Annotated in this window: 14 protein-coding genes; 6 read left to right on the forward strand and 8 right to left on the reverse strand. The window is 44.8% G+C overall.

The genetic code is table 11. The features are described from left to right. From U1F02_RS00420 to earP, 5 genes are all read right to left on the reverse strand, one after another. Positions 1-1,875 (reverse strand): serine hydrolase domain-containing protein, encoded by a 1,875-nt coding sequence (locus tag U1F02_RS00420; RefSeq protein WP_409988375.1) that lies wholly within the window; start codon positions 1,873-1,875, stop codon positions 1-3. A 21-nt stretch (positions 1,876-1,896) separates the two neighbouring features. Further along, positions 1,897-2,169, reverse strand: coding sequence for a hypothetical protein (locus tag U1F02_RS00425; protein ID WP_409988376.1), 273 nt, complete (start codon positions 2,167-2,169; stop codon positions 1,897-1,899). 151 nt (positions 2,170-2,320) lie between these two features. Continuing rightward, a complete protein-coding gene (locus U1F02_RS00430) occupies positions 2,321-3,541 on the reverse strand; it encodes an acyltransferase family protein (protein WP_409988377.1) in 1,221 nt (406 codons plus the stop codon). A 211-nt stretch (positions 3,542-3,752) separates the two neighbouring features. Then, the gene (gene efp / locus U1F02_RS00435; RefSeq protein WP_409988378.1) at positions 3,753-4,319 is read right to left on the reverse strand and encodes an elongation factor P; all 567 of its coding nucleotides are present in this window, start codon (positions 4,317-4,319) and stop codon (positions 3,753-3,755) included. Positions 4,320-4,386: 67 nt separating this feature from the next. Then, a complete protein-coding gene (gene earP / locus U1F02_RS00440) occupies positions 4,387-5,577 on the reverse strand; it encodes an elongation factor P maturation arginine rhamnosyltransferase EarP (protein ID WP_409988379.1) in 1,191 nt (396 codons plus the stop codon). Between the two features lie 23 nt (positions 5,578-5,600). On the opposite strand from earP, the gene U1F02_RS00445 reads away from it, so the two are divergent. Next, entirely contained in the window at positions 5,601-6,146 is a 546-nt protein-coding gene (locus U1F02_RS00445) for a DUF2058 domain-containing protein (RefSeq protein WP_409988380.1), read from the forward strand. An 84-nt stretch (positions 6,147-6,230) separates the two neighbouring features. Further along, a complete protein-coding gene (locus U1F02_RS00450; RefSeq protein ID WP_409988381.1) occupies positions 6,231-7,700 on the forward strand; it encodes an inorganic phosphate transporter in 1,470 nt (489 codons plus the stop codon). A 246-nt stretch (positions 7,701-7,946) separates the two neighbouring features. Here U1F02_RS00450 and U1F02_RS00455 read toward each other — a convergent pair whose 3' ends face one another. After that, positions 7,947-9,776, reverse strand: a complete 1,830-nt coding sequence (locus U1F02_RS00455) for an ABC transporter ATP-binding protein (RefSeq protein ID WP_409988382.1) — start codon at positions 9,774-9,776, stop codon at positions 7,947-7,949. Positions 9,777-9,982: 206 nt separating this feature from the next. Between U1F02_RS00455 and U1F02_RS00460 the strand changes: the two genes are divergently transcribed. Both U1F02_RS00460 and U1F02_RS00465 read left to right on the forward strand, forming a co-directional pair. Beyond that, positions 9,983-10,375, forward strand: coding sequence for a hypothetical protein (locus tag U1F02_RS00460; RefSeq protein ID WP_409988383.1), 393 nt, complete (start codon positions 9,983-9,985; stop codon positions 10,373-10,375). 23 nt (positions 10,376-10,398) lie between these two features. Then, entirely contained in the window at positions 10,399-10,920 is a 522-nt protein-coding gene (locus tag U1F02_RS00465; RefSeq protein WP_409988384.1) for a hypothetical protein, read from the forward strand. Between the two features lie 51 nt (positions 10,921-10,971). On the opposite strand, the gene U1F02_RS00470 is transcribed toward U1F02_RS00465, so the two are convergent. Continuing rightward, positions 10,972-11,826 carry a pirin family protein gene (locus U1F02_RS00470; RefSeq protein WP_409988385.1) on the reverse strand — a complete coding sequence of 285 codons (855 nt, stop codon included), beginning with the start codon at positions 11,824-11,826 and terminating at the stop codon, positions 10,972-10,974. A gap of 56 nt (positions 11,827-11,882) precedes the next feature. Beyond that, positions 11,883-12,485 (reverse strand): FMN-dependent NADH-azoreductase, encoded by a 603-nt coding sequence (locus U1F02_RS00475; RefSeq protein ID WP_409988386.1) that lies wholly within the window; start codon positions 12,483-12,485, stop codon positions 11,883-11,885. A gap of 147 nt (positions 12,486-12,632) precedes the next feature. Between U1F02_RS00475 and U1F02_RS00480 the strand changes: the two genes are divergently transcribed. Further along, the gene (locus U1F02_RS00480) at positions 12,633-13,568 is read left to right on the forward strand and encodes a LysR family transcriptional regulator (protein WP_409988387.1); all 936 of its coding nucleotides are present in this window, start codon (positions 12,633-12,635) and stop codon (positions 13,566-13,568) included. A gap of 79 nt (positions 13,569-13,647) precedes the next feature. Next, positions 13,648-15,657 carry an excinuclease ABC subunit UvrB gene (uvrB, locus tag U1F02_RS00485; protein WP_409988388.1) on the forward strand — a complete coding sequence of 670 codons (2,010 nt, stop codon included), beginning with the start codon at positions 13,648-13,650 and terminating at the stop codon, positions 15,655-15,657. Positions 15,658-15,709 lie beyond the last annotated feature (52 nt).

Genomic DNA, 15,709 nt, shown 5'->3' on the forward strand with positions numbered 1-15,709 from the left:
TTATGCGACCCACCCCATAAACCCAGTGATACCGTAATAGGTGAAATAGGTTGCCAAAACTGCAAGTAATAAGGTCAATATTATGGCATTTGCATAGGCTAACTTTTGGATTGGTTCGTGTCTGCATTTGTAAACTGATAATAAACTAATACCAGTAAATATTGGGAAAAGAACTGAGCTTATAAAGATTGTAATTGATACCCAGCTTAAGGTCCCCATTAAAGTATGGCCACCGTAAGCAGTAACCATTACAAAAAATACTAAAAGAGCCAAGCTTGCCAATAAGGGCCATGTACGAACTTTAATGTTAGTAGTATTTGTGAGTTTGCCGAATATCACTCGAGGTACCCAAATGATTGCCCAAATAAGGTTAGCAATAAGAAGTAGTACTAACACATAGAAAAGAACAATTCCGCCGTAAAAAATTAGCCCTGGAATACGTTTATAAAGATCTCCTTCAACCTGAAGTGTTTCACCTGCGAGTGGGTCATTCACCACGGCGATACTTGGTAGGCCGCTCCATGGGTTAACCAGAAGATTCTCGCTAATTGCATAATCATTACTTTGCCATCCACCAAAGACTGGACTGCGATGAACTCTATTAGCGCTGACTGAAATTTTTATGGCGCTTTCTATATTGTTAGTGAATCTTTTTATTTCAATTTGAGGGTTTAGGGGAACATATACTCCTTCCAAGGAGCTTAATTTATTGGAAAGCGAAACTTCATAAAGAGTCTTTTTAGGGCTATTTCTTAGAAAATAACCCATTACTAGCTGAGAAATTTGCCACGCCGATCCATTATTGGTGTTGGTCAAAATAACGTAGCCTTCACCCAAATCTGGAGAGTACATCATTTCTGAAAAGCTTCCCAAGCTGCCGCCGTCATGGCCATGGAATGCGTAGCCAAAATCTTCGTAGCCCTTGGTAAAATTATTTAAACCATAGCCTGCTGTAATTCCTAGTACGTTGCCTAGGGTAGATGTTGGTTTTTCCATCCGATCTATGGATGCACTAGGTAAAATTTGTTGACCGGAAAATTCTCCTCGCTTAATAAAAAACTGGAGCAGGTTTGCCATTTCTTTTGTGGAGGAATGAAGCGAGCCTGATGGTCTATATTTTGAAAATTTGTATTGTTCAGAATTTCCAATTGCGTTATAAAGCACAGCACCATATTTGTCGTACTCACTTGTTTTATAAAAACTGGTGCTGTTCATTGCTAAAGGTGTAAGGAAATTCTCTTTTACATAATCTTCGTATTTTTTACCGCTGAACTTTTCAACTATATAAGCCGCTACTGCGGGGCCGGTTGAGTTGTAAGCATATCGCGTGCCAGGTGCCCAGCGTGATGTGCGGGAATCAGGATGGAACTCCAGTGCGCTTTTAAGACTGCTGGAATCCGACGCTTTAAAATTAATTTCAGCCAGATGTACTTCATCCCAACCGGTTGTATGTTCCAATAGGTGCACCAACAAAACCGGGTTTGTTTTTTCCCATTTGTTTTCATGCTTAATTTCAGGTGCTAAGTCTTGCAGTCTGTCGTTGAGGTGTAATTTTTTTTCCTCAACTAATTTTAATACAGACAAAGACGCAAACATTTTTGATATTGAATCCAATGCGAATAAGGTATTTTCATCGGCTTTTATATGCTTCTCGATGTTTGCTTCGCCAAGCCCTGCAATCCAATAAGGGCCGTCTTTATTGACAAGTGCAATGCCCACCGCAGGCGTATTGGTATTTCTCCGAATTTCTTCAATTGCCATTTTAAGGTGTTCAAGCGTTTGCGGTTTGCTGGCTTGTGTGTGCACTTCTGCAATTGTTAAACAGGTGAGCATGCTTAAACTGATTGCGCACAATATTTTTATCAATAGTGTCATAGAAATTTCCCTTGTGGGTGTTTATTGATTTGTTATTGATTGGAATAAGGCAATGGTGAGCGCTAGCGACATAATCTGGTAAAAAATTAACTCAATAAGTATTTTATTTCTTAGTAGATGCTGAAAAAGCTTTATGCTTTTCAATACGGGTTTAATAAATGCGGTATGAATATAACTGAATACGAATAGAGAGCTACTTGCTTTTGCTTTTTGTACAGCTTGCGTGGATGCAGCCCTTTCCATCGGTAAGAGTAAAGCAGCAATAAGCACCCAAAGGAAAAATACAGTTTTCATTTCAGTGTTTTTATCCCTATTGAATCCGGCGTTTAGCTTATTTGGGTTGTCAGCTGTGAAAAATAATACCTAGCGGTGATGGAAAGCATTTAAAAGTTTTTACTCTGGATAATAGGCATTCAAATCGAATGCCTCTGTGTCGAGAAAACCTTTAAGTCTGATGAGTGGCTGAATTTGTTATGGAAGTAGCCTTAGGATATTTTCGTCCGTTGAGAAATTTTCCTAAGAAAGTGGATCGCACAAGGTAGTGATAACTGAGTAGTAAAAGCGCACTAGTGAAAAATAGTGAGAGCAAAAGTTTTACTGACCAATTGAGTGGCCATTGCATCATCCATGCTTGTAGCCACCATAAAATAGGTAGATGGATGATATACATCCAGTATGACGCATCAGCAAGGTAACGCCATTTTGCATTGGGTGTTTTTATAAAACCTACTGCAATACCTATAATCGCAAAAGCTCCGCACCATTCTGCGAACGTATAAGCTGTAGCGTAAATTGCGCGTTCGGTTGTCTCCAGTGACATTACATAAAAGCTAGGTTTAATACCGGCAACAAAAAGTGAAACGCTAGCGCCAACAGCGGCCCCGATAAGGTAAAGCGACCAATCTGACGCAAGTATTTTTAAAAAATCTTGTTCTTTATGCATACACCAACCCACAATGAATGCCGATGAAAAGGCTATTATTGCGGGAAAATTTGGAATCAATCCGACAATTGGCAAAGGGATTCCTTGCCACTGCACCCACCAGCTGGTGGAAAATAAAACCGAAGCAAGTGGAAGCGCGAGCACTAAAACTATTAGGCGATTTTTAAAGCAGAATCTAACGAAGCCTATTATTTCGGTTCGAATTTTGTGGTTCGTATCAGCCACAGCCAGTAGTGAGCGAATCGACAGAACCACTACATAAATAAACAACAACATGTAAAGAAACCACAAGTGTCCAAGCGGAATCATTGGTCCAATCACCGGAACGGGAAATTCCATTTTGGGCGGGCCTTGTATGCCCAGTTGTCTGGCTGCCCATATAAAGGGAATGATGGAAAGCGGCATGACAAACATAAATGCAGCTATCATCGGCAATCCAATTCGCTTCAGTCGATTTACAAAAAGGCCTTTGGTTCCCAAGCGTTGATGGAGCACGCGTGCAAAAAATCCCGCAATGATAAAAAACAAGGTCATGCGGAATATATGAATAACAAAATACAAAATTCCTATGCCCGCACTGGTGGAGGTATCGCTTATCGGCCAACCTATTTCGCGAAATCCCGGCAAGAAAGGCATGATTGCGTGCAAAACAATACCGGCGAGTAAAGCGCAGGCTCTTACAGTGTCTAATGCATGAAAACGTTTTTCTGGCGTTTGGTGCATCTGGCTTCTCCGTCCAACATTATTAGAATTGTGGAAGCAAAAGCCTAAGCCAACGCAAGGCAACAACAATCAGAAAAATGCCGAGCGGTAAAATTTGAATTTGAGTGGTGTTAAATGGGAGTTCAGTTTTGGAGAAGGACAGCAGGGGGAAAAATATGAGAGGGGTAAAACAAATCAGCGGCTATTGTAAGCCGCTGATTGGGATCGCTAATTAGTCTTTAGCGCGAGACTTGTATTCGTGAGTACGAGTGTCGATGATAATTTTATCGCCGATTTCCACGAATGCAGATACTTGAATTTCAGTACCGTTAGCCAAACGAGCCGGCTTCATTACTTTACCTGAGGTATCGCCGCGCACTGATGGCTCGGTGTAAACAACTTCACGGGTTACTGAGTTTGGTGGGGTAATAGAAATTACTTTGCCTTCGTAGAATACGGCTTCACATACGTCGTCAATACCGTCTTCAATGTATGGACCCATATCGCCAAGTTCGTCAGCAGTCAATTCGTATTGGTTGTAATCGCTGTCTACGAAAACGTACATTGGGTCTGCGTAGTAAGAATAGGTGACGTCTTTACGATCCAGAACGATGTCTTCGAATTTGTCGTCTGCTTTGTATGGGGTTTCAGTCAAATAACCGTTGAGCAGGTTTTTCAACTTGGTTTTTACAACCGCAGTGTTACGACCTGAACGGCTGATTTCTACTTTTTGGATTAACCAAGGTGAACCGTCGATGTTAATTACATGACCGGCGCGTAATTCTTGACCTGTTTTCATGATGACTCTCAATAATGTAAATGGTATTGGCGAACCATACCGATTGCTGGGATAAATTCGGCGGCTACTATAGCGTTTTTTGGCAAAATTGCACCATATTTGAAGCTAAATCCCCCAAAGAATTTAGGTGCTGGCACCAGTTTTGGCTGTGTGTTTGCCAGTTTTTAAGCTGGGAAACACAGGCTTCCCAGCTTTTTCTAACGTCCTTAGCTTGATTCCAATCTCGCCAAAGCTCAGCAATAGCTGGCGCAAGCTCTGCAGGCGCTTGGTCAAGATACAAGTTCAGAAAAGCATCAAGTTTGGCGAGATGAATGTCATCTTCTTGCGGGTAAATGTGCCAAACAAAAGGCCTTTGCGCCCATTGTGCGCGTGCGAAAGAATCTTCTCCGCGTACAAAGTTAAGGTCGCAAGCCCACAAAAGTTGGTCGTACGTGCTTTGGGATAGGAATGGAATGACCTTTATAGTCAGTGCGCCCTTGATGATTTCGTCGCCGGAGCACAGCTGCTTTCCGAAATATCGATTGATGTCGCCAAGGATTTTTCCTTCAGGAACGAGGCATAAAACTGCTTGAGACGAGTCTACCCACGAATCCAAAAGAGAGGAAACGGTGCCGTTTTCGTAACCAAAGAGTGAAATCACCAAGGCGTTCTCTGGGCGGCTAACGCCCAAGGAACTGAGCAGGTTTGTGTGCTTAGCTATATCACTTAAGAAAGTATCACGATCCTTGATCAGGCTCGCCTCTTTTAATAACCCGCCCGTTTTGAGCGTAAAACCGGGAAAGAAGAAAACCTTTTTCAAGCCGAGGCTTGGGTGTGGCGATAGCAAGCCATGACAGCCTTCAACCCAATCTTCCGCACTTAAATACTCCAAGTTGAACCAGTGGGGCGCAGTTGCCCGGCGTTTCATGGCCGCTAGATAAGTGGCTGGGAGTTCGCAGGCGAAGGCCTCTATTACAACATCTGCCGCGTCTTCTGCGTCGAAATTCTCGTGCCAGATACGAACATCAACGTGCTCAAGCTCCTGTTGTTCTTGGTGGACTGCATTCGGCCAAATTTTGGTCAAGGCAGAGATTTCATCCACCCACAATCGCACCTGAAAAGGGTATTCAACGGCGAGCTGTCTTGCCAAGCGCCAGCACACGCCAATATCCCCGAAGTTATCGACGACGCGACAAAAAATATCCCATGTCTTAAAGGGGCGCTGGCTCATGTAATCTTCTTGCTGTGGGGAAAAATAGGGCGCTATTATGCGCGACATTTCCCGCATTCGGACGAATTTTTATGGCCTCGCTCCAAGACCAACTCCTTAAAGCCGGCTTGATTGATGGTAAAAAAGCCAAGCAAGTCAATAAAGAGAAGCGCAAAGAAACTAATGTCGCTCGCCGTTCCGCCGAGCCGGTAGTGGATGAGGTGAAACAATCTGCTGAGCTGGCCCGGCAGCAAAAAGCCGAGCGGGACCGTGAACTTAACCGTCAGCGCAATGCGGAACAAGAACAGAAAGCGATTGCCGCACAGATAAAACAACTGATTGAAAATCATCGCCAACCAAAAGGTGCTGGTCAAAATGACGTTGAATATAATTTCACCGACGGTAAGCTAATCAAGAAAATGCGTGTCTCACCCGTGGTGCTTGAGCAGATCGCGCGTGGAGTATTGGCAGTGGTAAAACTGGGCGAAGGCTATGAACTTGTACCCCGAATCGTTGCCGACAAAATTGCCTTGCGCGATGCTAAATCAGTTCTGGTTGCCAACATCAAAAGCCAGCAACAAACAGACGAAGATGATCCCTACAAAGACTACGTAATACCTGACGACTTGATGTGGTAACACAAATGCTCGGCTTTGGCTATTCTTAGAATCCACGAACGCTTATGTCATAATACGGCAACAATCATTACAGGTGACCTTCCTATGTTAGATATGTTCACAGGGCTTAGTTTTACATTTGGACTAGCGCTTTTTTTGTCTATCGCGTTTGTACTAGCGTATGAATTCATTAATGGTTTTCATGATACCGCCAACGCTGTTGCGACTGTTATTTACACCAAAGCGATGCCGCCCCATATGGCAGTAGTTGCATCAGGTATTTTCAATTTTTTGGGCGTAATGATAGGTGGGCTTGGTGTAGCTTACGCGATTGTTCACCTGCTACCCGTTGACCTGTTGCTCAATATTAGTTCGTCGTACGGCATGATTTTAGTGTTTTCATTGCTGCTATCTGCAATTTTTTGGAATTTAGGGACTTGGTATTTTGGAATCCCCTGTTCGAGTTCTCACACCTTAATTGGTTCTATCTTGGGTGTTGGTGGTGCTCATGCGTTGCTCTCGCACTTGCCTCTTGCGGAAGGTGTTAACACCAAAAAGGCAACAGATATTATGCTGTCACTGCTTATTTCTCCCCTTGTTGGCTTTATTATTGCGGCGTTAGTTCTCTTACTTTTGAAAAAAATCTGGCCAGGTCAAAAAATTCACAAGACGCCAGAAGAGCGGGAAAAAATCGATGGCAAAAAACATCCGCCATTTTGGACTCGCGCGACGCTGGTTGCTTCTGCGATGGGTCTAAGTTTTGTTCATGGCTCGAACGACGGGCAGAAAGGTATAGGTATGCTGATGTTGGTGCTGATTTGTATGGCGCCGGCGCAATTCGTATTGGATTTGAATACTTCTGCAATTGATATCGATAAGACTCACCACGCCGCTACCTATATTGAAAGCATTTATAAAAATAATCAGGAAGCTTTGTCTAAAAAAATCGACTTCACCAAAACAGAGGCGACTGCAACCACTGAAGAAAAGTGCACCACTCAAAATGCGTTAGTTGCCATCAGCAGCTTGGGCGCACAAATTAAAGACGTGACCGATTACAGCAAGCTCAGCATTGAAAATCGCCGCGAAGTTCGCCGCATTCTTTTATGCATTGATGACACTGCAAAGAAAATGTCCAAAGTCGACGGCGTTGCAGGCAAGGACAAAGACGAATTAAACAAACTCCGTAAAGAAATTACCGCGACAACAGAATTCGCACCTTACTGGGCGATTATCGCAGTTGCTTTGGCCTTAGGCTTGGGAACTATGACTGGCTGGCGTCGCGTTGTAAAAACCGTTGGCGAGAAAATTGGTAAAACAGGAATGACCTATGCGCAGGGTATGTCTGCGCAAGTAACTGCAGCTACTGCAATTGGAATCGCAAGTGTTACTGGTATGCCTGTATCTACAACGCACGTTCTTTCTTCTGCAGTTGCAGGAACCATGGTGGCTAATAAGTCAGGCCTGCAATTCTCAACTATCAAAACCATTCTTATGGCGTGGGTGCTAACGTTGCCTGCGACTATTTTGTTGGCGGGTGGATTGTTTTATGTAGGCGTTAAAGTGTTCCTCTGATTTGCTTAAGGTAAATATGGAACATAAAAAAACCGAGCAATTGCTCGGTTTTTTTATAAGTGTTATTTGGGGATTATTTAACTGGGAGTCGTCATCCTCGCGCAGCGGGGATCCAGTCCTTTAACTCAACATCAACAGGTGGATCTCCGCTATGCGAAGATGATGATGGCGTTTTAAATTTAATTATCACTGAGCAGCGGGTAGATAGCTTTTTTGGGGCCGGATACTAACAAACTCTAGCTAAGTCTAAATTTCCCCCAAGAATCCACCCGATTGTCTTTCCCATAACTGCGCGTAAATACCGCCCTGAGCAATCAGTTCATGGTGTGTACCTTGTTCAACAATACAGCCCTTATCTAACACAATAAGTCGATCCAACGCGGCGATTGTCGATAAACGATGGGCGATAGCGATGACTGTTTTGCCTTGCATAAGTTTGTTCAAGTTGGTTTGAATCGCGGCTTCAACTTCAGAGTCCAACGCAGAAGTTGCTTCGTCCAAAATCAAAATAGGTGCTTGCTTAAGTAGTACGCGAGCAATGGCAATTCGCTGACGCTGACCACCGGAGAGTTTGACGCCGCGCTCGCCGACATGAGCATCGTAACCTGTACGGCCTTGGCTGTCGGAAAGCTGCAAAATAAAGTCGTGCGCTTCGGCTTGCTTGGCTGCTTCAATCATATCGGAATCGGTTGCATCGGGTTTTCCGTAAAGCAAGTTATCTCGGATGGAGCGATGCAGCAGAGAAGTATCCTGCGTAACCATACCAATTTGTGCGCGCAAGCTTTCTTGTTGTACCAATGCGATGTCGTTGCCGTTAATCAAAATGTTTCCGCTTTCCACATCGTAAAAACGTAACAGCAAATTCACGAGTGTTGATTTCCCTGCGCCTGAGCGACCAACCAATCCGATTTTTTCACCGGATTTAATGTCGAGATTAAAATTGCGAATTAGACCTTCGGGTTTGCCGTAATTGAAATTAACGTTTTTGAATTCAATATTGCTGGCTGGGAGCGCAAGCGGTTTTGCGTCTTCTATGTCTTGCACTTCACGCTGTATAGACAAGGTATTCAAACCGTCTTTTGCGGTTCCGATATTTTCAAAGAGTGCAGATACCTCCCACATAATCCATTGCGCCATTCCGTTCAGGCGCAACACCAAACCGATCGCCGCCGCAATTGCACCGGTGGTAATAGCTAAATTGCTCCAAAGCCAAATAGACACGAAAGCAACGGCGAAAATGAGTGCTGCGTTAATCGCCCATACGCTTGAACTCAATGCAGTCGCTAAACGCATTTGTGGATGAACTGTTGTTAAAAAATACTCCATGCCTTGCTTGGCATATTCGGCCTCGCGGTTGGAATGGGAAAATAATTTAACGGTAGAGATGTTGGTGTAGGTGTCAACCAATCGGCCAGTCATATCGGAGCGTGCGTCTGCCTGGCGCATTGCTGTTTTAGCAAGCCGCGGTAAAAAGTAATAGAGCAGACCTGCGTAGCTCAATACCCAAATCACAAGGGGCAGGGCGAGGCGTAAATCCAAACTGCCCAACAAAACCAAAATGCTGGAAAAATAAACAAACACATAAAGCAGTACATCCAGCAACTTCATAATAGTTTCGCGCACCGCTAACGCAGTTTGCATAACTTTAGTTGCTACGCGGCCAGCAAATTCATTTTGATAAAACTGATAACTTTGGCCGAGAAGATAGCGGTGAGCTTGCCAGCGAATCCGCATAGGAAAGTTGCCGAGTAAGGTTTGATGCATGATAAGACCATGCAGCAAAACGGTGACCGGCAAACCGATCAACACTATTGCGCCCATCATTAACAATTCATGTTGGGATTGATCCCAAAAGTTTGCAGGGCTGTGAGTGTTTAACCAATCAACCAATTTGCCAAGGAAGCCAAACAGTGAAACCTCCATGACGGCGATTGCACCAGTCAACAGAGCCATAGTGACCAGATAAAACTCTGTGCCGCGTGCGTAATGACGACAGAATGCAAATAGGGTTTTAGGCGGGGCCTTTGGATGTTCTGGTGGGAAGGGCTTGATCAGATTCTCAAAAAATTGATACATAAAGGGTTCGCTAAAATTAGGTTCAACAGAGCAGAGTAATGAATGTGCGATCTACATAGGAAGTGCCGAAAATATTATCATTTATCAAGCCTATAAGCTTGCTTCAAAATGTTAAGATTGGCAGCTTACTGACAATTGTAACTACCACGAATTCTACTGCATTGACCTAGCACTAATAATTCGAGTTTTCATGAAAGAGAGGCACAATGAAAAACGCTTTGGTTGTTTATGCCGCAGCTAGTTTGGGCACAGTGTTGCAGTGCCTTGTTATGTGGCTATTTAGCCGTTACGGCATCACGCACAATTTAAACGTGCATATAGCGGGATCTTTGTCGCCCGCTTGGTTGTACCCACATATTGTGTGGGGAGGATTGTGGGGCTTTCTATTTTTGTTGCCCGTTTTAACCAGTAGTGTGTTTGCGCGTAGCCTTGTGCTCGCGCTTATTCCCGCCGGTGTTCAGTTGTTCGTGATTTATCCTTTTTACGAAGGCAAGGGTTTTGCGGGATTGTCGCTCGGTTTATTAACGCCATTTCTGGTGTTGTTTTATTGGTGGGTATGGTCGTTTGCCACCCTTGTGATCTTAAAATTGTCGAAGTAAGAATTAATTAGAGCTGGATAACAATGAAATATTTAAAGCATTATGTGATCGCAATGTTTTTGTTCGTAAGCTGCGCTGCGCATGCACAATTCCTTCCTGATAATACCAGCCTGAATGTGGAATCGGTAAAACGGTGGATGAACTCCAATCGTGATTTTGCAAATGTCGTTCAGGTATTGGAGCCTATGAACAAAACTGAGGAAGATTTAAAAAAATTTGAAGCGCTGCCTGCAGCTGAACAAGATGCAAAAATTACCGCCTTTCTACAAAAGAATAATTTACTTAACACAGTTCAGCCCATTGTTAGCCGCCACGGTTGGAAGTCGGTGGGCGAATACATGCGTTTAAGCACGCGCTTGGGTAACGCAATTGCTGCTTATTTTTTTGAAGAGAAAATGGCGCATTTATCCGAGGATCAAAAAAAAGCATTGCGCGCTAAAACAGATTCGGCAGTGTTAAATGCGCCGGCGGGAGATATTGCTTTTGTAAAAGCAAATGAAACCTTGTTGAAGTCTTATATGCAGGCTTACGCTCAAGGAAGGTAAGCGCATTAAAAAGGCTTTGGTTGATGTTGAATTCAACCAAAGCCTGTTTTTTTAGTAGTTGATCAATGCGCCACTGCGATAATCTTGAATGGCTTGTTCAATTTCATCAGGCGTATTCATCACAAAGGGACCGTACTGTGCGATAGGTTCTTTGAGTGGAATACCTGCCAGCAAAATAAAGCGCGTGTCTTCGCTCAAAGCAATTACCGCTATTTCATCACCCGCACCTAAGAGCCCAGCGTTGCCTGCTTCCAATTTGCGCGCATCTTCACCAATCGCAATAGCACCTTCATAAACATAAATAAAGGTATTGTGCGTTGCTGGAATTGCGTGATCAAATTTTCCGCTCAGGGACAAATGCACATCCCAGTAAATCGCTTGGGTAGTAAGACCTTGAATAGGGCCGCTAACGACCTTGCCATCAATTACCGCTGTGTTTGCGATAACCTTTATACAACCACCGTTAGAAAGCTGCGCGACCGGAATTTCGCTAGACGGAATATCTTTGTAGTGTGCAGGTTTCATTTTTTCCGCTGCAGGTAAATTTAGCCACAACTGAAAACCGCGCATTAAACCGTGCTCTTGCTGCGGCATTTCGGAGTGAATAATGCCGCGGCCTGCGGTCATCCATTGCACATCGCCATTTTTTAAATGTCCTTTATTGCCCATGTGGTCTTCATGCAGCATGTGACCTTCAAGCATATAAGTAACAGTTTCAAAACCGCGATGCGGATGCGATGGAAAGCCAGCAATATAATCACTGGCGCTCTCTGAACCAAATTCATCCAACATCAAAAAAGGATCAAAGCGTGCGTTTTGCGTTTGCCCCAAGCTGCGCTTAATGCGCACTCCCGCACCATCGCTGGTGGCTCGGGCTGGAATAATTTGCTGGAGTTGCTTTTGCATCTTGTTCACCTCGATGTTGAGTGATGTTGGTTCGCTATCATAGCCTGATTTATTTATCAGGCGGCGGTCGCCTGCTCAATTTCACGACGCGCTTCGGTTAAAGACTTCTCTTTTGCATCACTAATGCTTAAACCTTCCGCGTAAATGTAATTGATGGATTTAATGCCCAGGAAGTTAAAGAACGAATTCAAAAATGCTGTTTGTGAGTCTGAATCTTTACCTACATGGAAACCACCACGCGCTGCAATGAAATACACAGGTTTGTCTGCCAACAATCCTACTGGGCCCGTTTCGGTGTATTTGAAAGTCACACCAGCACGCGCCAATTGGTCAAAGTAGGCTTTCAATGTTGAAGGTACACCAAAGTTGTATAAAGGCACACCAATCACAACTGCATCTGCGCTAGCTAATTCAGCCACCAAGGTGTCAGAGAGCTGCACGGCTTCTTGCTGCTCGGCAGTACGGCTTTCTGCAGGTGTGAAGAAAGCCTGTACGGTTGCAGAGTCCAAGTGTGGAATTGGGTTCTTGGCCAAGTCGCGAACAATTACTTTGCCGTCTGGGTGTTTGGCTACCCAGTTTTGAACGAACTCGTTAGCCAATGCGCTTGAGTTGCCGTGGTCGCTAAAAAGGCTGCTGTTAATCTGTAATAAAGTGCTCATCTTAAAATCCTCACCAGTCTGTTCATTGGGTTTGTAAGTAGGCTTGTCGCCTTGAAGCCATTAAATGATTTGACGAGCGAATGATAAATAGCGATATTTGGCGATATTTGATCGAAAAATTGAATCAAAGGTGGAAATAAGAAACCTATGAACACACCAACAAGCTCTGCCGTTACAGAAAACAAGGTCACGCTTGAGCAGTGGCGCGCACTGCTAGCGGTGATAGACGCGGGTGGTTACGCCAAAGCCGCTGAGCAGCTCAATAAGAGTCAATCCGCCGTTTCGTACGCCATAGCACAGCTCGAAACAGCGCTCGGCGTTAAGGTATTCAACCTGCAGGGGCGAAAAGCGGTGGCTACGCCTTCGGGTGAATTGCTTTATCGACGAGCAAAGCAGCTTCTGGAACAAGCCGAGCGACTGGAGAAATCGGCAGAGTGCTTGTCCATTCATGTCGAGCCGCTTGTAAAAATCGCAGTCGACATTATTGTTCCGCCTGCCAAAGTACTTTATTGCTTATCCTTGTTTGCCAAAGACTTTCCTGATACTCGGGTTGAATATTACGAAACCGTACTTAGCGGTACCGAAGACATGTTGCTCAAGCGGCAGGTTGATTTGGCGATTGGCGGTTTCGTACCTGCCGGATTTATTGGCGATAAGGTGATGACGGCCAAGTTTCACGGAGTGTCGAGTGCAGATCACCCGCTACAGATGTTGGGACGCGAAGTGACTTACGAGGATATGCGCCAGCATCGCCAAATCGTCGTGCGTGATTCAGGCCAATACCGTCGTCACACCGTAGGATGGCAAGAGGCTGATCAGCGCTGGACAGTGAGCCACATCAAAACCTCACTTGATGCGATTCGTATGGGGTTAGGCTACGCCTGGTTGCCAGATGCCTACACGAAAGACGATATAGAGGCCGGAACCTTAAAGTATCTACCAGTGGAGGTAGGCTCTGAGCGGGAAGGGCCGGTGTACCTAACCTTTGCGGATAAAGAATTTGCGGGACCCGGCGCAAAACGCCTCGCCGAGATATTTAAAGAGTGCTTGCCTATCGCGTGCAAAGGCAAGCACGACTCCTGACATAACTTGTCGGTCTGAGCCATTACGATAGCTGCCATCATGTGAGTTCTTAACCAATTAATGGGAAACCAATCTGCTAATGAGCAAACTCTTTCAAGTACAAAGTGAATTTCCTCCCGCCGGCGATCAACCCGTCGCCATTGCGAAATTGGTGGAAGGAATTAACGCCGGCCTAGCGCACCAAACGCTTTTAGGGGTAACCGGCTCAGGCAAGACATTTACCATTGCGAATGTGATTGCCGAAATTCAACGACCGACCTTGGTAATGGTTCATAACAAAACGTTAGCCGCACAACTTTACGGTGAATTCAAAGAGTTTTTTCCTAAGAACGCGGTTGAGTATTTCGTTTCCTATTACGATTACTATCAACCGGAAGCTTACGTTCCTTCATCTAATACCTTTATCGAAAAAGATTCGTCGGTGAATGAGCATATTGAGCAAATGCGTTTGTCCGCAACCAAAGCCTTAATGGAGCGCAAAGATGCAATCGTTGTTGCAACAGTATCGGCAATTTACGGTCTAGGCGATCCCGAAGCCTATATGAAAATGCTGCTGCATTTGGTGCGCGGCGATAAAATTGATCAGCGTTCTATTTTGCGTCGTTTGGCTGAATTGCAGTACACGCGCAATGATGTGGATTTTTATCGCGCGAACTATCGTGTACGTGGCGATGTTATTGATATTTATCCCGCTGATTCAGATTGCGATGCGGTACGCGTTGAACTCTTCGACGATGAAATTGAAAATATTTCCATCTTTGATCCTTTAACAGGCGAAGTATTGCGCAAAATTGCTCGCATCAGCATTTACCCCAAATCACACTACGTAACACCGCGCGAGACAATTCTGGAAGCTATCGATCAAATCAAAGAAGAGCTACGCGAGCGTTTAGAGCAGTTGCGGGAAAACAATAAATTAATTGAAGTGCAGCGCTTGGAAGAGCGTACGCGTTACGATTTGGAAATGATGCAAGAGCTGGGCTATTGCAACGGTATTGAAAACTATTCCCGCTATTTATCGGGTCGTCAACCCGGCGAGCCGCCGCCAACGCTATTTGATTATTTGCCGTCGAATGCACTCTTGGTGTTGGATGAATCCCACGTAACAGTTCCGCAAATCGGCGCCATGTATAAAGGTGACCGCTCGCGTAAAGAAACCCTCGTTCAGTATGGCTTCCGTTTGCCATCGGCCTTAGATAACCGCCCCATGCGTTTCGACGAGTGGGAACGGCTTGCGCCACAGATGATTTTCGTTTCTGCAACGCCGGGTAAATACGAAGGTGAACATGCAGGGCAGGTGGTTGAACAAATCGTGCGCCCCACAGGTTTGGTTGACCCGGAAATTGAAGTTCGCCCCGCAGGTACGCAGGTAGATGATTCGCTCTCCGAAATTCGCATGCGTGTAGAGAAAGACGAGCGCGTGCTAATTACGGTTCTCACCAAGCGTATGGCGGAAGACCTCACAGAATATTTAACAGAGCACGGCACGCGTGTGCGTTATTTGCACTCGGATATAGATACGGTTGAGCGTATGGAAATTATTCGCGATTTCCGTATGGGCGAGTTCGACGTATTGGTTGGTATTAACCTTTTGCGTGAAGGTTTGGATATGCCAGAGGTTTCGCTGGTGTGTATTTTCGATGCGGATAAAGAAGGTTTCTTACGTTCAGATCGCTCCTTAATTCAAACCATTGGCCGTGCGGCGCGTAACCTGAACGGAAAAGCCATTCTTTATGCGGATAAAATTACCGATTCCATGAAGCGCGCAATCGATGAAACCGAACGTCGCCGTGAAAAACAAATTGCGTTTAACACGCTCCACAATATTACGCCGAAAGGAATACGCAAAAATGTTCAGGATATTATGGAGACGTCTGTTGTGCCTGGAGCTGGTGGTCGTGCAGCTCGCAATCGCGCAGCAGTGGCGGAAAAGCAAGGCAAATACTCCGTTGCGGTTGATCCTAAAAATATTTGGAAATCCATTGAGTTGTTGGAAAAGCAAATGTTCCAAGCCGCAAAAGATTTGGAATTCGAAGCCGCTGCTAAACTGCGGGATCAAATTGAAAAGCTGAAGAAGCAAGCGCTGTAAAAGTCCTGCCTGCACAAATCACAAGGAAGTGAGCTACACTAAATCCAAATGG

Origin of the sequence: Cellvibrio sp. (assembly GCF_046347455.1) — a bacterium.
Taxonomy (GTDB): Bacteria; Pseudomonadota; Gammaproteobacteria; order Pseudomonadales; family Cellvibrionaceae; genus Cellvibrio.

Bases quoted from the DNA above. Each gene is read 5' to 3' on its own strand.
- U1F02_RS00425 (WP_409988376.1), bottom strand. From the start codon at position 2,169: ATGAAAACTGTATTTTTCCTTTGGGTGCTTATTGCTGCTTTACTCTTA.
- efp (WP_409988378.1), bottom strand. From the start codon at position 4,319: ATGAAAACAGGTCAAGAATTACGCGCCGGTCATGTAATTAACATCGAC.
- U1F02_RS00465 (WP_409988384.1), top strand. From the start codon at position 10,399: ATGAAATATTTAAAGCATTATGTGATCGCAATGTTTTTGTTCGTAAGC.
- U1F02_RS00460 (WP_409988383.1), top strand. From the start codon at position 9,983: ATGAAAAACGCTTTGGTTGTTTATGCCGCAGCTAGTTTGGGCACAGTG.
- uvrB (WP_409988388.1), top strand. From the start codon at position 13,648: ATGAGCAAACTCTTTCAAGTACAAAGTGAATTTCCTCCCGCCGGCGAT.
- U1F02_RS00480 (WP_409988387.1), top strand. From the start codon at position 12,633: ATGAACACACCAACAAGCTCTGCCGTTACAGAAAACAAGGTCACGCTT.
- U1F02_RS00470 (WP_409988385.1), bottom strand. From the start codon at position 11,826: ATGCAAAAGCAACTCCAGCAAATTATTCCAGCCCGAGCCACCAGCGAT.
- U1F02_RS00475 (WP_409988386.1), bottom strand. From the start codon at position 12,485: ATGAGCACTTTATTACAGATTAACAGCAGCCTTTTTAGCGACCACGGC.
- U1F02_RS00420 (WP_409988375.1), bottom strand. From the start codon at position 1,875: ATGACACTATTGATAAAAATATTGTGCGCAATCAGTTTAAGCATGCTC.
- U1F02_RS00430 (WP_409988377.1), bottom strand. From the start codon at position 3,541: ATGCACCAAACGCCAGAAAAACGTTTTCATGCATTAGACACTGTAAGA.
- U1F02_RS00445 (WP_409988380.1), top strand. From the start codon at position 5,601: ATGGCCTCGCTCCAAGACCAACTCCTTAAAGCCGGCTTGATTGATGGT.
- earP (WP_409988379.1), bottom strand. From the start codon at position 5,577: ATGTCGCGCATAATAGCGCCCTATTTTTCCCCACAGCAAGAAGATTAC.
- U1F02_RS00455 (WP_409988382.1), bottom strand. From the start codon at position 9,776: ATGTATCAATTTTTTGAGAATCTGATCAAGCCCTTCCCACCAGAACAT.
- U1F02_RS00450 (WP_409988381.1), top strand. From the start codon at position 6,231: ATGTTAGATATGTTCACAGGGCTTAGTTTTACATTTGGACTAGCGCTT.